The 22,059-nt window shown below is 62.8% G+C and carries 21 protein-coding genes; 7 read left to right on the top strand and 14 right to left on the bottom strand.

Features of this window, described 5'->3' with window-relative positions; genetic code table 11:
* Positions 1–3: 3 nt before the first annotated feature.
* From CO657_RS28260 to CO657_RS28240, 5 genes are all read right to left on the bottom strand, one after another.
* Positions 4–420, bottom strand: coding sequence for a cupin domain-containing protein (locus CO657_RS28260; RefSeq protein WP_054184357.1), 417 nt, complete (start codon positions 418–420; stop codon positions 4–6).
* An 11-nt stretch (positions 421–431) separates the two neighbouring features.
* Entirely contained in the window at positions 432–1,196 is a 765-nt protein-coding gene (locus CO657_RS28255; protein WP_054184358.1) for an SDR family oxidoreductase, read from the bottom strand.
* Positions 1,197–1,914: 718 nt separating this feature from the next.
* The gene (locus CO657_RS28250; protein WP_054184359.1) at positions 1,915–3,108 is read right to left on the bottom strand and encodes a thiolase family protein; all 1,194 of its coding nucleotides are present in this window, start codon (positions 3,106–3,108) and stop codon (positions 1,915–1,917) included.
* Positions 3,086–4,609, bottom strand: coding sequence for a class I adenylate-forming enzyme family protein (locus CO657_RS28245; RefSeq protein WP_054184360.1), 1,524 nt, complete (start codon positions 4,607–4,609; stop codon positions 3,086–3,088). Before CO657_RS28245 ends, CO657_RS28250 begins: the two co-directional genes overlap by 23 nt.
* A gap of 28 nt (positions 4,610–4,637) precedes the next feature.
* A complete protein-coding gene (locus CO657_RS28240; protein ID WP_054184361.1) occupies positions 4,638–5,048 on the bottom strand; it encodes an acyl-CoA thioesterase in 411 nt (136 codons plus the stop codon).
* A gap of 53 nt (positions 5,049–5,101) precedes the next feature.
* On the opposite strand from CO657_RS28240, the gene CO657_RS28235 reads away from it, so the two are divergent.
* The gene (locus tag CO657_RS28235; RefSeq protein ID WP_054184362.1) at positions 5,102–6,070 is read left to right on the top strand and encodes a zinc-dependent alcohol dehydrogenase family protein; all 969 of its coding nucleotides are present in this window, start codon (positions 5,102–5,104) and stop codon (positions 6,068–6,070) included.
* A gap of 123 nt (positions 6,071–6,193) precedes the next feature.
* Here the strand turns inward: CO657_RS28235 and katG are convergent, their stop codons facing one another.
* Complete coding sequence (gene katG / locus CO657_RS28225) at positions 6,194–8,380, bottom strand: catalase/peroxidase HPI (RefSeq protein ID WP_054184363.1); 2,187 nt, start codon at positions 8,378–8,380, stop codon at positions 6,194–6,196.
* A gap of 141 nt (positions 8,381–8,521) precedes the next feature.
* On the opposite strand from katG, the gene CO657_RS28220 reads away from it, so the two are divergent.
* Complete coding sequence (locus CO657_RS28220) at positions 8,522–9,436, top strand: hydrogen peroxide-inducible genes activator (protein ID WP_054184364.1); 915 nt, start codon at positions 8,522–8,524, stop codon at positions 9,434–9,436.
* A gap of 21 nt (positions 9,437–9,457) precedes the next feature.
* Here CO657_RS28220 and panB read toward each other — a convergent pair whose 3' ends face one another.
* A complete protein-coding gene (gene panB, locus CO657_RS28215; RefSeq protein ID WP_054184365.1) occupies positions 9,458–10,279 on the bottom strand; it encodes a 3-methyl-2-oxobutanoate hydroxymethyltransferase in 822 nt (273 codons plus the stop codon).
* Positions 10,276–11,205, bottom strand: a complete 930-nt coding sequence (gene panC / locus CO657_RS28210) for a pantoate--beta-alanine ligase (protein ID WP_054184366.1) — start codon at positions 11,203–11,205, stop codon at positions 10,276–10,278. Before panC ends, panB begins: the two co-directional genes overlap by 4 nt.
* A gap of 233 nt (positions 11,206–11,438) precedes the next feature.
* On the opposite strand from panC, the gene CO657_RS28205 reads away from it, so the two are divergent.
* The 3 genes from CO657_RS28205 to CO657_RS28195 all read left to right on the top strand — a co-directional run bounded on the left by CO657_RS28205 (position 11,439) and on the right by CO657_RS28195 (position 14,911).
* On the top strand, positions 11,439–11,918 hold the full coding sequence (locus CO657_RS28205; RefSeq protein WP_054184367.1) for a ProQ/FINO family protein: 480 nt from the start codon (positions 11,439–11,441) through the stop codon (positions 11,916–11,918).
* 190 nt (positions 11,919–12,108) lie between these two features.
* Complete coding sequence (locus CO657_RS28200) at positions 12,109–13,095, top strand: cytochrome-c peroxidase (RefSeq protein WP_054184368.1); 987 nt, start codon at positions 12,109–12,111, stop codon at positions 13,093–13,095.
* Between the two features lie 10 nt (positions 13,096–13,105).
* On the top strand, positions 13,106–14,911 hold the full coding sequence (locus CO657_RS28195; RefSeq protein ID WP_054184369.1) for a methyl-accepting chemotaxis protein: 1,806 nt from the start codon (positions 13,106–13,108) through the stop codon (positions 14,909–14,911).
* Positions 14,912–14,971: 60 nt separating this feature from the next.
* On the opposite strand, the gene CO657_RS37640 is transcribed toward CO657_RS28195, so the two are convergent.
* Positions 14,972–15,283 (bottom strand): excisionase family DNA-binding protein, encoded by a 312-nt coding sequence (locus CO657_RS37640; RefSeq protein ID WP_245487177.1) that lies wholly within the window; start codon positions 15,281–15,283, stop codon positions 14,972–14,974.
* Between the two features lie 259 nt (positions 15,284–15,542).
* Here CO657_RS37640 and CO657_RS28185 point away from each other — a divergent pair, with 259 nt between their 5' ends.
* Both CO657_RS28185 and CO657_RS38385 read left to right on the top strand, forming a co-directional pair.
* A complete protein-coding gene (locus CO657_RS28185) occupies positions 15,543–15,905 on the top strand; it encodes a PIN domain-containing protein (RefSeq protein ID WP_245292991.1) in 363 nt (120 codons plus the stop codon).
* A gap of 47 nt (positions 15,906–15,952) precedes the next feature.
* Positions 15,953–16,087 (top strand): VapC50 family PIN domain-containing toxin, encoded by a 135-nt coding sequence (locus tag CO657_RS38385; protein WP_483431331.1) that lies wholly within the window; start codon positions 15,953–15,955, stop codon positions 16,085–16,087.
* Here CO657_RS38385 and repC read toward each other — a convergent pair.
* The 5 genes from repC to CO657_RS28160 form a co-directional block, all read right to left on the bottom strand.
* Positions 16,035–17,378 (bottom strand): plasmid replication protein RepC, encoded by a 1,344-nt coding sequence (gene repC, locus CO657_RS28180; protein WP_054184371.1) that lies wholly within the window; start codon positions 17,376–17,378, stop codon positions 16,035–16,037. The two genes, CO657_RS38385 and repC, sit on opposite strands and share 53 nt — an antisense overlap.
* A gap of 221 nt (positions 17,379–17,599) precedes the next feature.
* Positions 17,600–18,568, bottom strand: a complete 969-nt coding sequence (gene repB / locus CO657_RS28175) for a plasmid partitioning protein RepB (protein WP_054184372.1) — start codon at positions 18,566–18,568, stop codon at positions 17,600–17,602.
* 69 nt (positions 18,569–18,637) lie between these two features.
* Positions 18,638–19,846 carry a plasmid partitioning protein RepA gene (repA, locus tag CO657_RS28170; protein ID WP_054184373.1) on the bottom strand — a complete coding sequence of 403 codons (1,209 nt, stop codon included), beginning with the start codon at positions 19,844–19,846 and terminating at the stop codon, positions 18,638–18,640.
* 243 nt (positions 19,847–20,089) lie between these two features.
* Positions 20,090–21,151, bottom strand: coding sequence for an ABC transporter ATP-binding protein (locus CO657_RS28165; RefSeq protein WP_054184374.1), 1,062 nt, complete (start codon positions 21,149–21,151; stop codon positions 20,090–20,092).
* A 22-nt stretch (positions 21,152–21,173) separates the two neighbouring features.
* Positions 21,174–22,028: a sugar phosphate isomerase/epimerase family protein gene (locus CO657_RS28160; RefSeq protein ID WP_054184375.1), complete on the bottom strand. Its 855-nt coding sequence runs from the start codon at positions 22,026–22,028 to the stop codon at positions 21,174–21,176.
* Between the last annotated feature and the right edge of the window lie 31 nt (positions 22,029–22,059).

Below are 22,059 nucleotides of genomic sequence, written 5' to 3'. Positions count from 1 at the left end.
AACTTACTTGTCGTCGGTCGTCAGCTCCGTCTCGTCCGAGTTCACCACGAAGACCGCAAGCAGTTTCGCCGGCGCGGTCTTGCTGCCGTTGGCGCTGACACTGTGGTGATCGCCGGGGAATTCGGGAAAGCTTTCCCCGGCCTTGTAAATCTTCACCGGGCCGTCATTGACCTGGCTTTTGATCGAGCCCTCCAGAACGGTGGCATAGATGAAGGCGGATTTCGGGTGGGTGTGGCCCGGCGATGTGCCGCCGGGCTTATATTCGACGAGCACGGCCTTGATGCTCTTGCCGCGAACATTGGGAAGCTCGTGGTCGTAGACGAGGGTTACCTTGGCTTTGCCGCCCGATGCGGCGAAAGCCTGCGCTCCGGCTGCGAGGGCAACGGCGAAGGCGGTCGCTGAAATAATCTTTCTGAACATATCTGGTCTCCTCAAGCGCTCTTTTTCTGCGGCGGCTGCCGGCTCAGCCAATTGTCGAATCGGATCCGGCCGAGCCGCGCGCCGGTGCCGGTTACCAGCGAGTCATCCTCGAGTTCGACGCCGAAATAACGGGCGTGGGGATCCGCCATTACCTGGCGCGGATCGTTCGTCGCTTTCAGGAGGTGTGTGACGATGTCGGTGAGACGGATTTTCTCCGGGCCGCCGATCTCGATCGTGCCGTTCACGGGTGCTGCGAGCGCCACCTCGGCCATGACGTCGGCGACATCGTCCGATGCGATCGGCTGCACATAGGCGGGCGACAGATGCACCATCTGGCCTGATGTGCCCGACTGGGCGATGCCGGCCATGAATTCGTGAAACTGTGTGGAGTGGACGATGGTGTATGGGATGCCGGAAGCCTTGATCAGCTGTTCCTGGGCCATCTTGGCGCGCATATAGCCGCTGCCCTGCAGCCGTTCCATGCCGACGATCGACAGCGCGATATGATGCTTCACGCCGGCGGCAGCTGCTGCCTTCAGCAGATTGCGGCCCGATGTCTGGAAAAATTCCAGGACGGCCTTGTCCTCGAAGGAGGGTGAGTTGGCGAGATCGAGCACAACCTCGGCGCCGGCGAGCGCTTCGGCGAGCCCCTTGCCGGTGATCGTGTCGACGCCGGAATTCGGCGACGCCGCCAGCACCTCGTACCCCTTGCTGCGCAATCTTTCCACGGTCTTCGAGCCGATAAGCCCGGTGCCGCCGATAATGACGATCTTCATGGGTAGTCTCCTTGTCCTAGCGAGGATTTCCTCTGTTGATCTCGGGTGGCTGCCGAAATCGCCGCCTCAGCGAGGCAGGCGACTTCATCGGTATGGAATTGTTACTTGGGTACGGGCGGCCGGAACCGATGGGCAGGAGAATGCGCCGGATCGCGAGCCCGAACCATTCTCCCTCGGTCGCTGTCGCCCTATGCCAAGGCAGTAGGGCGGCTCGCCCTACGATCGGGCCGTTCGGCCCGGAGACCTGCGTCGTCAGGCGTTGCAAGGGACGGAGGGGGCGGCTGGATAGGTCCAGCGGAGTTTGGAGAGAAGCCAACCCCACGCTCCGTCGTCCTCGGCCTTGAGCCGAGGACCCATGCCACGGCTGCCGGTGGATGCGGCGTGGATGCTCGGCTCAAGGCCGAGCAGGACGGAGGGTGGGGCCAAAGTCGCCGGAGATTGCTCACCTTGTCGGAGACTTGCCGTCAGGTCCGACTTACCGCTCCCACTCCTCACGCAGCGGCCTCAGGTCGTTGCCGATGTGGCTGAGCAGGTCCGACCGAGTTTGTCGAGAAGCCAACCCCGCTCTCCGTCGTCCTCGGCCTTGAGCCGAGGAGCCACGGCCGCCGGTGGATGCGGTGTGGATGCTCGGCTCAGGGCCGAGCAGGACGGAGGGTGGGGCTGACGTCGCCGATCCCTCTCTCCGTCTTTTATGGGCAGGCGATGAAGGCGGTCCTTCTCAGCAAAACCTGACCGCCTCGAACAGCGCCGTCAACCCGAGGCCGCCGGCGATGCCGATCATGGCGAGACCGGTCGCGCCGATCGCCTCCTCGCGGATCAGCTGGGTATATAGCCGGGTAACGAGAATGGCGCCCGACGCGCCGAAGGGATGGCCAAGCGCAATGGCGCCGCCGTTGCTGTTGACCGTGTCGGCGGGGATATCGAGCTGATCGAGCGATGCCAGAACCTGGGCGGCGAAAGCCTCGTTGAATTCGATGGCATCGATGCCGGAGAGCAAAAGCCCGGGCTGACGCTGCAGCAGCTTCCTGGTCGAGGCGACCGGGCCGATGCCGAGCAGATTGGGATCGACGCCGGCCGCTGCGCTGTCGATGAAGGCGAGGCCCTTGTCGATGCCGAGGCTTTTGGCCATCCCGCGGCTCATGACCAGCACCAGGCAGGCGCCGTCATTCAGCGGGCAGGCATTGCCTGCGGTTACCGAACCGTCGCGGAGAAAGACCGGCCGGAGATTTGCGAGCGCCTCGAGCGATGTGGAGGGGCGCGGGGATTCGTCGCGGTCGACCAGTCCGTTGCTGGTGGAGATGCCGACGATCTCCGGCCGGAAGAGGCCCGCCTCGGCGGCCGCGACGGCGAGGCGGTGGCTGCGGAGCGCGAATTCGTCCTGTCTCTGGCGTGTGATGGCGAATTGACGGGCGACGTTTTCGGCGGCAATGCCCATCTCGGGATCGCCGACCGCTTCGGGGGAAAACCGGGCGCGACCGTAGAAGCGCGGCAGCGCCCCGTTGGCTTTCGGTCGTTCGACCCGCCATGGCGCGGTGCTGACGCTCTCGACGCCGCCGGCGAGATAGCAGGCGCCGGCTTTCGCCTGAATCAGGCGGGCGGCCATGATGATCGCTTCCAGGCCCGAACCGCATTGCCGGTCGACGGCGACACCGGGAACCGACACCGGCAGGCCGGCGGTGAGTGCCGCCAGCCGGCCGATATTGCCGCCGCCGCCAGCGGCATTGCCGACCAGCACATCGTCTATATCGTCCGGCGCGATGCCGGTTTCGGCAACGATCCGGCGGATGATCGGTGCAAGCAGGTCTTCGGCCGCAACGGTCGCAAGCGAGCCGAAGGCGCGGCCGATCGGCGTGCGGTAAGCGGCAACCACGACCGGCTGCCAATCCTCGTCAGGCTGATAGGCGTAGGACAAGACCGTCTCCCGAAATGGCCGCGGCTTCCACCTGCCCCCTGGAAATCTTGCCGCTGCTCGTCATCGGCCAGGAGGCGATATGGTAGAATTCCCGGGGGATCTTGAACCTGGCGAGCTGTCTTGCGCAATGGTCGGCGAGCATTTTCACGTCTGTCGCCTCTCCCGAGACGACCGCCACGATCCGCTGGCCATAATAGGCATCCGGCAGGCCGAAGACGACGGCATCTTCGATGCCGGGGCAGGTTTTCAAGGCGCTCTCGACTTCGGCCGGATAGACGTTGTTGCCGCCCGATATCATCATGCCGCCTGCCCGGCCGATCACCCGCAGCATGCCGTTTCCATCGAGTTCGCCGAGATCGCCGACCGTCGCTCCGGCCTCGGTGACCCGGAACGCCTGGCCGTCGTCACCCCAGAGATAGCCATCGGCGATCAGGTCGCTCCTGACGAAGATGGTGCCCGGCGCATCGGTCCCGACATCGTTTTCATGGGGGTCCCGAATGGAAATCTCGACGCCGGGATAGGCCTGGCCCACCCGGTCGATCGGAAAATCGATAGCGCCGCCGGCGAGGGTCGAGACGGTCATGAAGCCGATCTCGGATGCGCCGTAATATTCGCGGATGCGGGCTTTCGGAAAAAGGCGGCGCATGGCTTCGACCCCGTTCACGTCCAATTTCGCGCCGGCGGTCAGGACGTCGCGCAGGGAGGTCAGCGCCGGCTCGAATGCCCAGGCTCTGGCAATGCCTGCTATATGGGTGGGCACGGCGACCAGCCGTTCGATCGCTTCGGCGGAGAGGATGCGTGCGACGGCAGCGGCATCCCATTTTCTGACCGAATGGAAGGTGCTGCCGGCATCGAGGGCTTCGACCATGGCGTAAAGCGCGAGGCCATGCGCCAGGGCGCCGGGGCACAGGGTGGACGGGGCGTCTTCGAGTTCGAAAACCATGCGGCCACGATCGAGGCTGCGGCGCCATTGCTCGCGCGAGCGAACATAGGCTTTCGGCTCGGCGGTGGTGCCGGAGGTAAAGCCGATCAGGAAGATGCCCTCGGCATCATCAGACAGCTCGCCTTCCGTCTCGGCGAGATCGAAGGGCTCGGCTCCGGCGGTGATGACTGAGATACCGAGCCTGCGACCGATCTCGGCGCTTGGGCCTCTATCGTCGTCGACGACAAGCACGTCGGGCGCCAGCCGCTCGATGATGCGCTCGATTCTCTCAGGCGGCATCATCGGGTCGATCACCGCGCAGGCATGCGGCGCGGCGGTGGCGGCGATGAAATATTCGGCGAAGCCGATATGATTGCCGAGGCTGAGGGCCGCAAGCCTCTCCACGCCGGGCAGATCGAGCCTGCGGCGGGACGAGCGCGGCAATTCCTGGAGAAAACGGCAAATCGCCTTGGCGCGTAAATGGAGTTCGCCGTAGCTCAGCGAGCGGCCGTCGATTGCCAGCGCCGGCTTACCGGGCCTTTCGGCTGCATGTCGAAGAAGCTGCGCATGGATCGGCATGGACACCCGCGGGTTTGAAGATCGGCCGTCAGCCCAAAGCGGCCCTGGTGGCGTCGGGGATCGGCGTCGGGCGGCTGTCGGAGAGGTCGACGCAGACCCAGACGAGCCCGGCCGAGGCGCAATGGGCGCCATCGCGCTGGCGAAAAAGTTCGATCGCAAAGGAGAGGCTCGTGCGCCCGATTTTCTCGACCGTCACCTTGGCTTCGACCACGTCGTCGACGTCGATGGGGTTGTGAAAGGTGATCTCCGCCTTCTTCACGTGATAGGCAACGCCCGAGGAGGTGTGGCGGAAGTGGCTCAGAATTTCCCGGTGCCGCAGGAACTCGACGACCGCATCCTCGCAATAGTCGAGGTAAACCGAGTTATGGACATGACCATAGATGTCGATGTCTCGCATCGAGACCCGGAAGGATGTTAAAGGCCTGTCGTCAACACTCATGCGGTCACCGAAAATTGGTGGGCTGTTCTAACCGCTGTTGTCTGGGGGATGCAATGCAATATCAGGCGGTGGTGCGAAAATTCGGCCCGGCTCAGGATGTCGTCGGGATCGAGCGGGCCGCATTGCCGGTGCTGCGCCGCGATCAGGTCCGGGTGCGGCTCTTGGCGCGGTCGATCAATCCATCCGATATCATCACCATTTCAGGCGCCTATGCCGGACGCACGACCCTGCCCCTCATCCCCGGCTTCGAAGCCTTCGGGGTGGTCGAGGCCTGCGGTGAAGACGTTTACGGGCTTACGCCCGGCACCCGCGTATTGCCGGTGCGTAGCGCCGGCGGATGGCAGGAATTCAAGGATACCGATCCCAGCTGGTGTCTTCGTGTTCCGGAAGGGCTCTCCGATTTCGAGGCGGCGACCAGCTACGTCAACCCGATGACCGCCTGGCTGATGCTGCATAAGAAGATCGGGCTGAGGCCCGGCATGCGCATCGCCGTCAATGCCGCCGCCTCTTCGATCGGATCGATCCTGATCGGCCTTGCCAATGCCGTCGGCGTCGAGCCGGTGGCGATTGTCCGCAGCGAGGAATCGCGCACGCGCCTCAGCGGCCGTATCGAGTCCGTCATCGTCGATGGGGCGGACGGCGATCTGGCCGACGGGCTTGCCGGCCGGCATGGGCTGAACGCCGTACTCGACTGTGTCGGCGGCGCGCGTGCCTCAATCCTCGCTGCTGCGCTCAAGCCAGGCGGACACTTCGTGCATTACGGCCTGCTTTCGGGCCAAAGCATCCCGAATTCCTTCTGGGCCGCCCATCCCGATATCACCTTCTCCTTTTTCCATCTCCGGGAATGGGTTCATTCCGAAGACATGGGCGAGGTCCAGCGCGCCTATTCCGACGTGGCGGCGCAAATCGCTGAAAAGGTCATCGCGACCGAGGTGCGGGACGTCTTTCCCCTGGAAAAGATCGGCGAGGCGCTGCGCTCCGCCCTTCCCTTCCGGGCGGGCGGCAAGGTGGTGCTCGCCTGACGGGCGCGCCCGCCTCGCCCTTCGAGGCCCCTGCGGGGCACCTCAGGATGAGGCTCTCTTGAGCGTTGGCGGTGAGAAAAAGCCCGGGCGCGGCCGAAGCTGCGCCCAGGCGAATGCTGCCGATCAAACGAGGTCGAAGCGGTCGGCGTTCATGACCTTGTTCCAGGCGGCGACGAAGTCCTTGACGAACTTCTCCTTGGCGTCGGCCTGGCCGTAGACTTCGGCAAAGGCGCGAAGCTGCGAGTGCGAGCCGAAGATCAGGTCGACGCGGGTGCCGGTCCACTTGGCGGCGCCCGTCTTGCGGTCGCGGCCTTCATAGACGCCTTCCTTGCCGGCGGCCGGAGCCCACTGCGTATCCATGTCGAGCAGGTTGACGAAGAAATCGTTCGTCAGTGTCTCGGGACGCGACGTGAAGACGCCGTGCTCGGGGCTGCCTGCCTTCATCACGCGCAGGCCGCCGACGAGGACGGTCATCTCGGGTCCGGTCAGCGTCAGCAGTTGGGCGCGGTCGACGAGCGCTTCTTCCGGCTTCATGAACTGATGGCGCTTGCCGTTCACATAGTTGCGGAAGCCGTCGACGCGCGGCTCGAGCGCAGCGAAGGAATGCGCATCCGTCTGGGCCTCGGAGGCATCCGTGCGGCCCGGCGTGAAGGGCACGCTGACGGTGTTGCCGCCGGCTGCCGCCGCCTTCTCGACGCCGGCAGCACCGGCGAGCACGATCAGGTCGGCGAGCGAGATCTTCTTGCCGCCGGTCTGGGCGGCGTTGAAGTCCGCCCGGATGCCTTCGAGAACGCCGAGCACCTTGGCGAGCTGGGCCGGCTGGTTGGCTTCCCAATCCTTCTGGGGGGCAAGGCGGATGCGTGCGCCATTGGCGCCGCCGCGCTTGTCGGAGCCGCGGAAGGTCGAGGCGGAAGCCCAGGCGGTGGAGACCAGTTCCTGCACGGAAAGGCCGGTTGCCAGCACCTTTGCCTTCAGCTCGGCGATGTCCCTGTCGTCGACGAGCGGATGATCGACGGCCGGGATCACATCCTGCCAGATCAGGTCTTCTGCCGGCACTTCGGGGCCGAGGTAACGCACCTTCGGTCCCATGTCGCGGTGGGTCAGCTTGAACCAGGCGCGGGCGAAAGCGTCGGCGAACTGATCGGGATTTTCGAGGAAGCGGCGCGAGATCTTCTCGTAGACCGGATCGAAACGCAGCGCCAGGTCGCTGGTCAACATGGTCGGCAGGTGCTTCTTGCCGGCATCATAGGCATCCGGAATGGAGGCTTCGGCATTCTTGGCCTGCCACTGTTTCGCGCCGGCCGGGCTCGTCGTCAGCTCCCATTCGAAAGCGAAGAGGTTTTCGAAGAAGTAGTTGCTCCACTTGGTCGGCGTCTGCGACCAGGTGACTTCGAGGCCGGCCGTGATCGCGTCCTTGCCGACGCCGGTGCCGAACGAGCTCTTCCAGCCGAGGCCCTGATCCTCGATCGCGCCGCCTTCCGGCTCAGCGCCGATGAGGGACGGATCGCCGGCGCCATGGGTCTTGCCGAAGGTGTGGCCGCCGGCGATCAGCGCCACGGTCTCTTCGTCGTTCATCGCCATGCGGGCAAAGGTTTCGCGGATGTCGCGCGCCGAAGCGATCGGATCGGAATTGCCGCCCGGGCCCTCCGGATTGACGTAGATGAGGCCCATCTGTACGGCGCCGAGCGGTTCTGCCAGCTGGCGTTCGCCGCTATAGCGCTCGTCGCCGAGCCAGGTTCCCTCAGGCCCCCAGTAGAGCTCTTCCGGCTCCCAGACATCGGCGCGGCCGCCGGCAAAGCCGAAGGTCTTGAAGCCCATGGATTCCAGGGCGACGTTGCCGGTGAGGATCAGCAGGTCGGCCCAGGAGATGCGGTTGCCGTATTTCTGCTTGATCGGCCACAGCAGGCGGCGGGCCTTGTCGAGGTTGGCGTTGTCAGGCCAGCTATTCAGCGGCGCAAAACGCTGCTGACCCTGACCGGCGCCGCCGCGGCCGTCGGTGATACGGTAGGTGCCGGCACTATGCCAGGCCATGCGGATGAACAGGCCGCCGTAATGGCCGAAGTCGGCCGGCCACCAATCCTGCGAATCGGTCATCAGCGCGTGAAGATCCTGCTTCAGCGCGTCGAGATCGAGCTTCTTGAACTCCTCGGCATAGTCGAAGGCCTTGCCGAGCGGGTCAGCGCGGCCGGAGTTGTGGTGAAGAATCTGCACGTTCAGCTGGTTCGGCCACCAGTCGCGGTTCGACCGGCCGGCTGGAGCCTTGTGATGTGCAACAGGACATTTGCCTGTGCTGTCAGTGGGGTTGTCCATGATTGTCTCCTTCATTGCTTGATCTGTCTGCCGTTCAAACGTTGAGCCGAGTGGGCGCGCCGCTCTTCCTTGCTGTCTTCATATCGGAAGCATATGATAATTTTAAGTTGGATTTACTGATTGCTGCGATAAGCTGAGCTTATGAAGAACCTGACCCTGAAACAGCTGCGTTATTTCGAAGCCCTGGCAAGGGATGGCCGCTTCCGGCGCGCTGCCGACGCCTGCGCCATCTCCCAGCCGGCGCTCTCAATGCAGATCAAAGAACTTGAGCAGGAATTGGGCAGCGAGCTTTTCGAGCGCAGCGCGCGCGCGGTGAAGCTGACGGCCTTTGGCCAGACCTTCGCTCTCAAGGTCCGCGAAATTCTCCGCGGCGTGGACGAACTGGGGGAACTGGCGCGCGCCTCGCGCCACTCCTTCCTGTCGCGGCTGCGCATCGGCATCATACCGACCATCGCGCCTTATCTGCTGCCGATTATCATAAACGATCTGAACGAAACTTTCGCCGGAATTCAGATCGAGGTGCGCGAGACGCAGACGGCAAAGCTTGTTCAGGAGCTGACCCAAGGCCAGCTGGATACGGCGATCGTTGCCTTGCCCGTGTCGGAACCGTCGCTGACCGAGCTCGAGCTCTTCAAGGAGGAGTTCGTGCTGGTGCGGCGGCCCGAAGACGAGGGCAAGCCGGTGCCCGAACGCGAGGCGCTGCGCGAAATGCGGTTGCTGCTGCTCGAGGAGGGCCATTGCTTCCGCGATCAGGCCTTGTCGTTCTGCAAGATCGGCTCGACTCGCCCGCGCGAAGTGATGGAAGGCAGTTCGCTCTCCACCCTGGTCCAGATGGTCAGCGCCGGCATCGGCATCACTTTGATCCCGGAGATGGCCGTTCCCGTGGAAACGCGCTCGGCACAGGTTTCGATCTCCCGCTTCCAGTCGCCGCAGCCGTCGCGAACGATCGGCATGGTCTGGCGTAATTCGACCCCCATGGCCAAACAGCTGCTGCAGGTTTCCGAGGCCGTTCGCCGATCGGCCGACATCATGCGCGAACGGCAGCTCGCACGGTGATGGACCTGATCATATTCTGCCTCAGGAGCGGCGCTTGAACGTATGCTCGGCTGCCGGAAATTTTCGCGACCGGACTTCGTCGGCATAGACGGAGACGGCCGCTGCGATCCTCTTGCCGAGGTCGTCGTAGCGTTTGACGAAACGCGGCGTGAAATCGTTGAAGAGCCCCAGAATATCGTCGGACACCAGAACCTGGCCGTCGCAAGCGGAGGATGCGCCGATGCCGATGGTCGGTATGTGGATGGCTGACGTCACCTCCCGGGCGAGCGGTTCCACCGTGCCTTCGACTACGACGGCAAAGGCGCCCGAGCCGCCGATGGCATGCGCGTCGCGCCGGATCTTCGAAGTCTCGTGTTCGGAATGGCCGACGGAACGATAGCCTCCCGCCGTTTGGACCTGCTGCGGCATCAGGCCGATATGCCCCATGACCGGAATGCCTCGCTTCGTCAGAAAGGCGATGGTCTCGGCCATCTCCTCGCCGCCTTCCAGCTTGACGGCATCGCAGCCGGTTTCCTGCAGGATGCGCACCGCGTTGCGGAAGGCCACCTCCTTCGATTCCTGATAACTGCCGAACGGCATGTCGACGACGACGCAGGCTTTGGCGACGCCGCGCATCACCGCCTTGCCATGGGCAATCATCATATCGAGCGTGACGCCGAGGGTGGTCTCCATGCCGTAGAGCACCATGCCGAGCGAATCCCCGACCAGCAGCAAATCGCAATGCTCATCGAGCAGGCGCGCCATCGGCGTCGTATAGGCGGTCAGGCAGACGATCGGCTTGCCGCCCTTCATGGCTGAGATGCGGGTCGGCGTCAGGCGCTTTTGAGATCCGATGGCGCTCATTTCGTCACTCCCTTTCCAGGTTGGCCCTTTCCAGGTTGGCCCTTTCCCGGCTGGCCCTTCCCGCCGATAACCCCGGCAACCCAGTTGCGGACGACGCGATTGTCGAGGAGCCGCGTCGAGCCGAACCGAACGAAAAGCGCCACGACGACCGGGTCGTCGATCGAGCCGACCGGCTCAAGCGTCGAGGCGTCTCTGACGGCGACGACTTCGGGCTTTGCCAGGGGCTCGCGACCGAGAAATTCCGTGAGCTTTGCTTCCAACTCCCTGGCATCCGTGAGACCGTCGGCAACCAGCCGCTCGGCCTCGTCGAGGGTCTGCGGGACGATCGCCGCGGCACGCCGCTCCGCAGGACTGAGATAGACATTGCGCGACGACAATGCGAGGCCGTCGCCGTCCCTGACGGTCGGCACCGATATCACCCGCACCGGTATCGCGAGATCCTCCACCATGCGTTTGATGATGACGACCTGCTGGTAATCCTTCTCTCCGAAATAGGCGGTTTGCGGCTGTACGATATTGAAGAGCTTGGAGACGACGGTGGCGACGCCGGCGAAATGCCCTGGCCTGACCGCGCCTTCGAGTTCGCGGCCGAGATCGGGGACGTCGACCACGGTTTTCATCGGGCGCGCATACATGTCCGCGACGCCGGGAGCGAACAGGAAATTGACGCCCGCCTGCTTGAGCATGGTCGCATCGCGTTCCATATCGCGCGGATATTTGCTGAGATCTTCGGCCGGGCCGAACTGCAGCGGATTGACGAAGATCGAGACGACGACGAGATCGTTCTCGGCCCGGGCGCGCGAGACGAGCTCCATATGACCGGCATGGAGATAGCCCATCGTCGGCACCAGGCCGACGGTGCGTCCCTGGCGCTTCAGCGCATCGAGCGTGTGGCGCAGCTCGTCAATGCTCGAGAAAACCCGCATATATCCTCCCCGCGGCCGGTCACTCATCTTGGGCGCGGATAAGAAGTGTAATCGATGCTGGAGGTCAATGCATATTCCGCGATAAAAACGATTAGGTGCAATAGCAGGCCGATAAGGCCGGCCTATATCCGCCCGGAAATGGCAGCTTGCAGCGGGGCTGGCAATATGCGAGCCGCAACGCTATTGCCCCTGTCCGTCAAGATACCATCACAGTCGGTCGCTATGGAGGATGCATGGAACCCTGGAAGATCAGCCGCGGGCCGATTGCGGCAACCGAGCTCGACGTCGAGAAAGCAAACGCGATCAACACGCTGTTGATCCGGCCAGTCGGCGTGCTTCCGGCGAAGCCCGGAGATCCGATCCTCCCCTTTGCCGTCGGCCTCTTCAACGAATTGCGCCCGCTCCTGAAGCCCGACGCGGGCGTGACGACGCTGAGACGCGCGACCGCCGCCTATGTCCATTGCCGGCGCTACTATTTCGCCAGCGCCCAGCCCGATTCCATGCGCCATGGCGTGGACGGCGAGCCCGTCGAGCCGCTGTCTTCGGAAGACCGGCTGGTCGCGCAAACACGCTTCCTCAGCCTCAAGCAGAATACCGGCAAGGCCGAAGCGCCCGAGCAGCCTGCACCGGTTCCCCCTCCCCTGTTGAGTAAGAACGAACAGATTCGCGCAGCCCTTCTCAATAGGAAGAGTTCGTCAGCCAGAGCGGGATGAGGCGTCGTCTCCATTTGCAATGGAGGAATAGTAACCTGCTATTGTATTTCGCAGGGATAAATATCTGCGATACAACTCCAGCCGGCAAAACCTTCACGTCGGCCTCAAGTATATTTTGCTTTACATACCATTAATGCAATTGCGCTAAATTTAGCATCAGCCAGAAACTTCCTCCGGACTTGCTAGAACGATGCGTCTCCTGATTGCAGCTTCCCTCTTCGCATTGGCCGCAGTCCAGCCCGGCGCGGCCGCCGATCTTTCCGCCTATAAACGGCCGCTGACCGTGCCTTTCGAAGGGGTGACGGCTTATTCCCCTCAACTGGCGACGCTCGGCAAGATGCTGTTCTTCGATCCCAGGCTTTCCGGCAATAAGAATATGACCTGCGCCAGCTGTCATAACCCGTCCTTCGGCTTCGAGACGCCTGTGAAGACGCCGATCGGCGCGGCCAATACCGCGCTCGGACGCCAGGCGCCGACGGTTCTGAACGTTGCCTGGGTCTCGCCTTTCTTCTGGGACGGCCGCGCGCCGAACCTGGAGCAGCAGGCGGCGGGCCCGATCACCGCCGCCGCCGAAATGAACGGCAAGCTCGACGACGCCGTGGCCGAAATGCAGGATATACCCGATTACAAAAACTGGTTCGGCGAGGTCTTCCCGGACAAGGGCATCAGCAAGGAGACGCTGCTGACGGCGATCGCCACCTATGAGCGGACGGTGGTATCCAACTGGTCGCCCTTCGACCGCTGGGTTGATGGCGACGAGAAGGCGGTCTCCGACAGCGCCAAGCGGGGCTTCGAGCTGTTCACCGGCACAGCCGGCTGTTCCGCCTGCCATTCGGGCTGGAATTTCACCGACAACAAGTTCCATGACATCGGTTTGCCGAGCGACGATATCGGCCGCTACAAGATCGATCCGAGCAGCCCCGGCAATAAATATGCCTTCAAGACGCCCGGCCTGCGCAACACGCTCTATCGTGGTCCCTATATGCATGACGGCAGCCTGAAGAGCATGGACGAGGTGATCACCCACTATGAAAGCGGCGGCGTCAGCCGCCCGTCGCTCGATCCCGGCATGTCGGCCTTTCTGCTGACGGATCAGGAGCGCAGCGATCTGATCGCTTTTCTCGGAACCCTGACCGCCGAGAAGCAGGACATCCCCCTTCCGACGCTGCCGAACTGAGGTGCAGGCGATGACACTCTCCATACGCATGCAGATTCTCGTGCCAATGGTGGCGACCATCGTCGTCGGCTTCGGCAGCGCATTCCTGATCGGCTACCAGTCGGTCACCGGCCAGACCCGGGTTGCCGCGGTGGTGCAGGAGGCGGTGAACGCCAAGCTGGCCTCCGCCCATATCGAACAGCAGTTCAGGCAAGCGACATCGGTCGTCGACCGGGTGCTGTCGATGACCAATTTCGTCTCGGCGGCCGAGGTCAAGACGGAATTCGACGAAAGCAACGGTGCGCTGACGCAATCGCTCGACGAGCTCGGCGGTATCGATCTTGCAGCGTCCTTGACCGAGGGCGTGCGCTCGCTGCGCCAGGCGCATGGTGTCTGGGAAAAAGACGTCAAGGTCAGCCTCGGCCTGCAGCCGGCGGATGAAGTGCCGACCACCGAAAAGCTGGCGCGCTCGCAGCAGGCGATCCTGACCGGCATTGCCGCCGTCAACGCCATCGTCGATAAGATCGCCACCGAGAGTGTCGCCGACGCCGGCAGCGCGCTCGAGACGAAAATCGAAATCGAACTGGCCCTGGCGGGCCTCGCCGCCATTATCGGCCTCGGCATTCTGATCGCGATCGCCCGGCATGTGTCGCGCCCGATCCAGCGCATTACCCAATCCATGCAGGCGCTCGCGAGTGGCGAAACCGACAAGGCAATCCCCTATGCCGGGCGCCGCGACGAGATCGGCCTGATGGCCGGGTCGGTGGAAGTCTTCCGTCAGAATGCCATCGCCCGCACCCGGCTCGAAAGCGAGGCCGAGGAGAACCGGCGGCTGGCGGAAGCAAACCGGCTGGTCGACCAGGAGCAGGCCGAACGGAGCGCGGCCGAGCGGCTGACGGTCGCCACATCGGGGCTGGCAGCCGGGCTGAAGCGGCTCGCGGCGGGCGATCTCGCCTTCAAGCTTTCGGAGCGGTTCGCGCCGGAATTCGAACCGCTGAGACATGATTTCAACGCTTCCGTCGAGCAGCTCGGCGGCACGCTGCTCTCCGTCTCCGAAAGTGTGTCGATCATCAATTCCGGCACCCGCGAGATCAGCAACGGCTCCAACGAACTCTCCGGCCGCACCGAACGGCAGGCGGCGACGCTGGAACAGACCGCTGCGGCGCTGAGCGCCGTCACCGCCAAAGTGACCGAAGCCTTCGAGATTGCCGAAGAGGCCCGAGGGGTCGCCGACGACGCCAATCGCAGCGCTCTCGCTTCGGGCAAGGTGGTGGCCCAGACGGTGGATGCCATGGGCCAGATCGAGGAATCCTCCAGGCAGATCAACAATATCATCGCCGTCATCGACCAGATCGCCTTCCAGACCAACCTGCTGGCGCTCAATGCCGGCGTCGAAGCTGCCCGCGCCGGCGAGGCCGGCAAGGGTTTTGCCGTCGTCGCCCAGGAAGTGCGCGAACTGGCACAGCGTTCGGCCCAGGCCGCCAAGGAGATCAAGGAACTGATCGGGCGGGCATCCGCCAAGGTCGCCGGCGGCGTCGAGCTGGTCAACCAGACCGGCGCAGCACTTGGCGACATCGGCCGCTTCATCGTCGATATCAACCAGCGCATGGAAGCGCTGGCGGGCTCGGCGCGCGAACAGGCCACCAGCCTGTCGGAAGTCAATTCCGCCATGCACCAGCTCGATCAGGTGACCCAGCAGAATGCCGCGATGGTGGAGGAAACCACCGCCGCCAGCGTCACGCTCGCCGGCGAGGCCGAGCGCCTGCGCGACCTGGTCACCCAGTTCGAACTGGGCAAGGCGGAGCTTGGTGCGCGGAACTATCGCGACGCTGCCTGAACGCGGGGTTGGCGAGCGAACCCGATCTCGGATTTTGAGAGACGTGACGTTCAGAGCCTGTCAGCGAGGCTTGTCTCCGAGCTGATAGCCGTCGACGTCCTCACTCAGAGATGTCAACCGATCGAGCGCCAAGGTCCGCTTGGCGTCTCGAGTTGCCTTGAATGCCGCGACATCCGTTGCCCTCAAACGTCGGTGACTGCCAACCATTTCCGCCGGCAGCTCCCCCGCGTCGACCAATCGAACCAGATATTGCCTGGAAACGTTGAGAATGTCGGCCGCAGCCTGCGTTGACAGCATCTCTTCGTCCGGCAGAACCGTCACTGGGCGGCCCTCAGCGAGAAGCTCGGCCGCCCGATACATGATCTCGGCCAATGCATGGGGCACTTCTAGACGCTCGCCGTCGGCGTCAACGACCTGAACACTCCCCTGCCGCTTCCTGGACGTCGCCCGTAAAAGCGATGCAATACGAGCCGCGGCCGATCTCTCGGGTGCCGGAATAGCAGTCGGCGTTCTGGGAGGATTTTTATCCTGCGATGTGCGATGTGATATGGCCATGCCGAGAATATGGCGCGCAAACGCTATAAACGCAACTGGCCTCGTTTGAGTAATCGGAAATTTCGCATGAGTGCTTATGTTCGTCGCTGTTCTTGATGCCAATGTTCTTTTTCCCATGCTGCTGCGGGATACGCTGCTGCGCGTGGCGTCAGAAGGTTGTTTTCGGGTTCATTGGTCGCCTCGTATTCTGGAAGAAATGACCCGTAACCTGGTCAGCGATTACGGTATGCAGCCATCCAGAGCAGAAGCGTTGCGAACTGTTATGGAGGATGCATTTCCTGAAGCGAATGCGGAAGGGTGGGAGGAGATCGAGCCGGCCATGCGAAATGATCCGAAGGATCGACATGTCGTCGCTGCTGCAGTTGCTGCAGAAGCTCCAATTATCGTGACCTCAAACATCCTGATTTCGGTAATATCCCCGACGGCATTGTTGCCTTGACCCCAGATGAATTTCTCATCGAGATCTTCGCGAGAAACGAGACGAAGGTGCTGAGGGCGCTTACTCTGCAAGCCGCCGCCTATCGACGACCAACGTTGACCGTAAGCGAGCTCATCGAAAGACTCGCACTCACCTCCCCCCGTTTTGCCGAGCAGGTACTTCAGGCTCTTTCCCGACGTTGACCTGCTGTCCACCCGCCTCCGGCAGAACTTTAAACCGCTCCCTTGTCCGCAATAGCGCCATCAGCATCGGGCCGAGCGCGAATTCGCTGCGTTCGGCGCGCTGCGTGAGGTTTCTGAGGTAGCCGCCGGCGGAGTTGATGTGCCCTCCCCTCTGCAGGATGCATGCCATGACGGTGGCGGCGGTCTCCGGTCCCATCACCGAGGCTGCTTCCTCATAGGCCGAAGCGCTGACGCCCAGCATAGAGCGCACGACGACCGCCGCCATCATCAGATCCCGCCAGCTGGCGATCGTGCCGCCCGGCCCATAGTCGACGATATCAGGGCAGGCCTGGAGGACCATGCCAAGCGGGAAGGATTTCAATTTCCCGGCATTCGTCCGGACCATGGCCCGCGATCCCTTCCCGTCCCTGCCGGCCATTCCTGGTTCGCGCCTTTCCAGCCCTGCCCTCGGCTTAGGATGCCCGTTCGCCTCCTGCCCGGTTTCCAAGCCTGGTTCAGATGCGGATTCGGGATTCGAATTCTGTATGTGGCGCTCAATCTGGGATTCATTGGTGCTCGCTAGATGACTTTTATTTAGCGATTCCAATGAGTTGATGATGCCGAGGCGGATCGTCTCGAGTTCTTCGAGGATTGGCGGAAGATTTTCGAGCGTTGCCGCCCTCGGGATGCGCTGCAGCAGTGCATGAAGCATCGAAGACACATGCTCCCAGTCGCCGGGGATCGCTTCCTCGATGGCCGCGGCAACGAGCTTGGCGATGTCGCGCCGGCAGATGGTCAGCCGCTCCTTCATCCCCCGCAGCATCTGCCGGTCGGCGGCAATGCGTGCGGCGATCGCTTCGATCTCGCCGGCGCGAGCAAGCAGCGGCGCCAGGCTGAAGCCGTAGGCCTCGCCGATGCCGCCTTCCCTATTCCGCCTGATATAGCGCTTGCCATTCGGGCTGTCCTTGCGGGAGATGAGCCCGGCCTCGACGAGCACGGCGAGGTGCCGGCGCAACGTGGCGGCGGCCATGCCGCGTGCTCTCAGCGAAAGCTGCATGTTCGAGGGAAAGACCACCAGCCCGCGTTCGCTGGAGAGTTCGTCCTCCGGATAAAAGCTCAGCAGTGCATCGAGCACCGTCAACGCCCGATCGGTCACGTCGAGCCCTGCCCGGGCTTCGCAGACCGATCGGAACAGCTTCCATTTGTTGCGCGTGGTGCCAGCCGTGATCGCTTCGCCGCGCCGCTGTTTCAGCAGCATGGCAAGCGACATCGGCCGCCGCCCGAAGGGCGTCGTTACAGATTCACTCTCCATTTCCTTCACCTCTCATCAGGCAAAAGAAATCCGCTCACCGAAACGATGCGAGGATAAGAGCGCTGGAGCGTCTTTTACGCGTCTGAAAAGACACGGGCGGCGCTGCAGGACTCTTGACTGGGATTCGTGAAAATGCGATTCTCTGTCTTGCTTAAGGATAGGAGAAGGGCTTCCACGACTCAGGTCGTTTGGGGGCCTTTTTCTTTTGCGGTTTCAGCTCCTTATTTGCTCTCCTCGGCGAGGAATTGCTCATAGAGCGCATCCAGCCTGCTGGAGAGAAATTCCCCGAAGCGGCCGGCATTCTTCGCCTTCATCGAGAGCGAGAACGCTTTGCCGTCATTCTTCATTTCCGCCTGGACGGCCTTATCTAGCGGCTGCCATTTGACCTTCCCTGCCGCGGCCTGCGTCTTTCGCACCGGCCGGGCGCTCTTGTTCAGCGCCGTGTAGAGCGCTTCGAAACGTTTGTCGGACGGCAGGCGAGAAAACTCGTCCTCGTCCATGACCTTGGCGATATCTGCCGCATTGGAGGCCTTGCCGGCGAGCAGCGAAAGCTCCACCCAGCGTTCACGGCCGATGCCGGGTGCGGGCCCGATCGCCCGGACGACCTCCGGCGAGATGCGATCCATGACCGATATCATCTTCGAGATCGACGCCGCATTGGCGGCAAGGGCGGTCGCGATGACCTCCCTGTCGTAGCCGAGTTCTTCCAGCCGCCCGGCGAAGAGCGCCCGCTCGATGAAGGTGAGATCGGCCCGGGCCGAATTCTCCTGGCCCTGGGCAATGACATGCGTGCGGTCGTCGATCGACTTGACGACGGCCCTGACATTGCGGCCGAGCTCGCGGGCCGCGCGCAGCCGCCGGTGACCGAAGACCACCTGATAACGGCCGTCGATCTTGGCGTGGGGGCGCACCAGAATGGGCGTGTCCTGTCCGCGTGCACGGATCGCTTCGACCAGCGCGCGGAAATCATCGTCATCCTCGGACAGGCGGTCCTTGACGAAGGAAGCCTCGACGACATCGGGATCGAGGTCGACCACCGCTTCGCCTTCCAGGAATTTCTCGGCCTGTTTGGCAAGCTCATCCAGCGAGCGGACGAGTGAGCGGCCTGCCCCGCGCATCGGATAGTTCGGCGCGCCTGCATTCTCGTCGGGCATGTCGGCCAACCCTTCCAGGAGATTCTTTCGTGCCATCGCTTCCTCCGATGTCGGTCAATCAATTGATTCGGCTTGATGAAACGGTGAATTTGTCAGCCGACAAATTCACCGTCCCCATGCCTGATGAATAAGCTCTGCGATCTCCGCGTTGACGGCGTCCATCGCTTCGAGCGCCCGGTCATAGGTTCCCCGGTTCATCGACGAACGCTCGACTTCGTAGAGTGTCTGCTTGGTGATCCCGGCATCCGAGATCGCTGTCGATTTGACCATCTGGTTTCTGAGCATGAACTCATGGAACATGGTCGACATGAAGCCGACCATCTGCGCCTGCGGCACGTCGGTCGGTTCGTAGCGGGTAATGAGATAGCGATACCAGGAGAGGTTCACTTCGGCGCCGGCCGCGCGGATCGGCTTCAGGATGCCGCCGAGCATCAGCAGGAACTGGCCCATCGACATGACGTCGAGCATCTGCGGATGGATGGTGATCAGCACGCTGGTCGCCGCGGTCAGCGCCGTCAGCGTGAGGTAGCCGAGCTGCGGCGGGCAATCGATGACGACGACATCGTAGCGGTCGTCGACTTCGGCGAGCGCGCGCGAAATACGGGTGAAGAAGGTCTTGCCGTCATTGGTCGATTTGTCGGCCATGGCAAGCGGCGTATCGTATTCATATTCCTGCAGGTCGAGATTGGCCGGCACGATATCGAGGCCGGGAAAGTTCGTCTTATGGATGATTTCCGAGAGCGGCTTCTTCTCGCCGTCGTAGCGGATCGCTTCATAAAGGGACGAGGCCTGGTCGAATTCCGGCTGGAAACCGTGCAGCGATGAGAGCGATGCCTGCGGATCGAGATCGACGGCAAGCACGCGGTGGCCGGTCAGCGCCAGATGCTGGGCAAGATGGGCCGCCGTCGTCGTCTTGCCGGAGCCGCCCTTAAAATTGACGACGGCGATGACCTGCAGTTTTTCATGGCCGCGGCGATGGGGGACATACATGCGGCTCTCGGAGCGGCCGTGGGCATCGAGATAGCGCCTCAGCTCCAGCATCTGCTCGGCGGTATAGGAGCGGCGCCCGGAGGGCGATGTCTGCGGGCAGGGGCCTTTGCCCTCGAGATGCAGTTTCTTCAACGTGCTTTGCGAGGCGCCGACATAATTGGCGACCTCCGCCAGCGAGAAGTTACGCAGCGTCTTCTTCGCATTCGGCGGAAAGCGCTGCACGCTGAGCAGATGGAGCTTCTTTGAAATCGCGTCGCCCTGTTCGAGGATCATATCCTCGAAATGCAACGGCGCCTTGTTCAAGGCGGTCAAATTAGCGTTCATCGGCAGCAATCTTTCGGATAACGATTTTCTGGAGCAAAAGCCCTTCTAACCGTTATTATCCGCGATTCTCCGATGCCGGCCAAGAATTTTAAGGTTAACGCATATTAACCTTTTCGGTGCTCGTTCAGGCACTTGGCCGATGCTGCATGAAAGTCGGGCGGGACCGAAAGCTTCGGGGTCGGGGGCGCGGAAAACGCGCCCCCAACCACCACCCGGCCGAACGGGAGGGGGCATTCGGCGGGTTTACTCAAGCGGTGCTTCGCCTGACGTGATCCGCTGCTCGTCGGCGGCAAACAGGTGAACGGCATCATGGATCGGCGCGATCTTCAGAACGTCGCCGGGAGCGGCCCTGATCCGCTCGCGGAAGACGCAGGTGAGGGTCTGTGTGCCCAGCCGGACGATGACGAGCGTTTCCGAACCCGTAGGCTCTACCACCACTGTCTTCACCTCGATGCCGCCGGGGTCGAGCCTGATATGCTCGGGGCGAATGCCATAGGTCACGGCATCGCGCGGGCGGCGCTCGCTCGGCAGCAGCAGGCCGTCGGCGGTTTTGAACCCGTCTTCTCCCATGCTGCCATGGATGAAATTCATTGCCGGCGAGCCGATGAAACCGGCGACGAACAGGTTGTTCGGCCGGTCGTAGAGCTCCAGCGGCGAGCCCGACTGCTCGATCAGCCCGTCCTTCATGACGACGATCTTGTCGGCCATGGTCATGGCTTCGATCTGGTCGTGGGTGACGTAGATGGTCGTCGTCTGCAGCCGTTGATGCAGTTCCTTGATCTCCGAGCGCATCTGCACCCGGAGCTTGGCGTCGAGGTTCGACAAAGGCTCGTCGAACAAGAAGACGGCTGGGTCCCGCACGATCGCCCGCCCCATGGCGACGCGCTGCCTCTGGCCGCCCGACAATTGCTTCGGGTACCTTTCGAGAAGGGTTTCGAGACCGAGGATCTTGGCGGCATTGCCGACCCGCTGGTCGATCTCCGTCCTCGGCATGCGTTTCAACCGCAGGGAAAAGCCCATATTCTTGGCGACGGTCATGTGCGGGTAGAGCGCGTAGTTCTGGAACACCATGGCGATGTCGCGATCCTTGGGCGCGAGCTCGTTGACGATATGCTTGCCGATCTGGATCTTCCCCGAGGTGATGCCCTCCAAGCCGGCGATCATTCTGAGCAGGGTGGATTTCCCGCAGCCCGAGGGGCCGACGAGGACGACGAACTCGCCGTCGCCGATATCGACGGATACGCCTTTGATGGCTTTGAACGCGCCGTAATCCTTGCGCGCATTGTTGACCGAAACATGGGCCATGACAGTCCTCCCGAATTCGCCGTCAAAGTCCGTTCAGGACCGTTTTGAGATAATCGAGGCCGAGACGCTCGCCCTCCTTGCGCGCCGACAGGTCCTTGCCCGGCCAGCCATAGGCGGCGTCCTCGTGCTCGATCGACAGCGTGCCGTCAAAGCCGGATGCGCGCGCCTGGCGCAGCAGCCGCGGCCAGTCGAGAAGGCCGAAACCCGGCAGCTTGTATTGCCACCAGCCCTTGCCGTGGTAGCCGATGGCCTGTAGGGCCTCCTTGTCGATCGCGGTATCCTTGGCGTGCAGGATGGCGATGCGGTCTTTCACCGCCTCCATCGCCCGATAGGGATCGACGCCGATGCGGATGAGGTGTGAGGGGTCGAATTCCAGCCCGAAGCGGCGATCTTCGATCCTGCGGAAAAGCTCCTGCCATCCCCTTGGCGTCGTGCCGATGAAATTATCTCTGGGCCCCGGCCAGTTTTCGATCGCGAATATGAGACCGGAGGATTGCGTCTCTCCGATCAGCCCGTTCGCGAATTCGGCGAAGTCGTCATAATTGGCATCTTCGCCGGCACTGTCGTCGCGGCCGGGGAAGATCACGAAGATCGGAACGCCGGCCTCGCCGATCGCCCTGGCAAAATCGGCGGTCCTTGCCCTGAGCTCCCTGCGTTTGTCGCGGTCGGCATCGAGCTGATTGCCGAAATAGGTGATCGAGGAGACGAAGAGGTTGCGGCTGCGGGCGAGCGCGACGGCGGCCTCCACCCGATCCGGCGTCTTGATATGGCCGCCGACATCGATTTCGATGGCGTCGAACCCCGCCGATGCGGCGAAATCCACCACTTCTTCAAGCGGGCGATCGTTGAATGTCGAGGTGTAAAAGCCGATCTTCATCAAAATCCTCCCATCTTCACCAATCCCTGGC

It is taken from the genome of Rhizobium acidisoli, from assembly GCF_002531755.2.
Lineage (GTDB): Bacteria > Pseudomonadota > Alphaproteobacteria > Rhizobiales > Rhizobiaceae > Rhizobium > Rhizobium acidisoli.
Note: the sequence above shows the minus strand (reverse complement) of the source record. Positions and strands in the feature narration are given on the sequence as shown.

Coding starts and splice junctions, on each gene's coding strand:
- CO657_RS28260 (WP_054184357.1), bottom strand. CDS start 420: ATGTTCAGAAAGATTATTTCAGCGACCGCCTTCGCCGTTGCCCTCGCA.
- CO657_RS28255 (WP_054184358.1), bottom strand. CDS start 1,196: ATGAAGATCGTCATTATCGGCGGCACCGGGCTTATCGGCTCGAAGACC.
- CO657_RS28245 (WP_054184360.1), bottom strand. CDS start 4,609: ATGCCGATCCATGCGCAGCTTCTTCGACATGCAGCCGAAAGGCCCGGT.
- CO657_RS28240 (WP_054184361.1), bottom strand. CDS start 5,048: ATGAGTGTTGACGACAGGCCTTTAACATCCTTCCGGGTCTCGATGCGA.
- CO657_RS28235 (WP_054184362.1), top strand. CDS start 5,102: ATGCAATATCAGGCGGTGGTGCGAAAATTCGGCCCGGCTCAGGATGTC.
- katG (WP_054184363.1), bottom strand. CDS start 8,380: ATGGACAACCCCACTGACAGCACAGGCAAATGTCCTGTTGCACATCAC.
- CO657_RS28220 (WP_054184364.1), top strand. CDS start 8,522: ATGAAGAACCTGACCCTGAAACAGCTGCGTTATTTCGAAGCCCTGGCA.
- panB (WP_054184365.1), bottom strand. CDS start 10,279: ATGAGCGCCATCGGATCTCAAAAGCGCCTGACGCCGACCCGCATCTCA.
- panC (WP_054184366.1), bottom strand. CDS start 11,205: ATGCGGGTTTTCTCGAGCATTGACGAGCTGCGCCACACGCTCGATGCG.
- CO657_RS28205 (WP_054184367.1), top strand. CDS start 11,439: ATGGAACCCTGGAAGATCAGCCGCGGGCCGATTGCGGCAACCGAGCTC.
- CO657_RS28200 (WP_054184368.1), top strand. CDS start 12,109: ATGCGTCTCCTGATTGCAGCTTCCCTCTTCGCATTGGCCGCAGTCCAG.
- CO657_RS28195 (WP_054184369.1), top strand. CDS start 13,106: ATGACACTCTCCATACGCATGCAGATTCTCGTGCCAATGGTGGCGACC.
- CO657_RS28185 (WP_245292991.1), top strand. CDS start 15,543: ATGTTCGTCGCTGTTCTTGATGCCAATGTTCTTTTTCCCATGCTGCTG.
- repC (WP_054184371.1), bottom strand. CDS start 17,378: ATGGAGAGTGAATCTGTAACGACGCCCTTCGGGCGGCGGCCGATGTCG.
- repB (WP_054184372.1), bottom strand. CDS start 18,568: ATGGCACGAAAGAATCTCCTGGAAGGGTTGGCCGACATGCCCGACGAG.
- repA (WP_054184373.1), bottom strand. CDS start 19,846: ATGAACGCTAATTTGACCGCCTTGAACAAGGCGCCGTTGCATTTCGAG.
- CO657_RS28165 (WP_054184374.1), bottom strand. CDS start 21,151: ATGGCCCATGTTTCGGTCAACAATGCGCGCAAGGATTACGGCGCGTTC.
- CO657_RS28160 (WP_054184375.1), bottom strand. CDS start 22,028: ATGAAGATCGGCTTTTACACCTCGACATTCAACGATCGCCCGCTTGAA.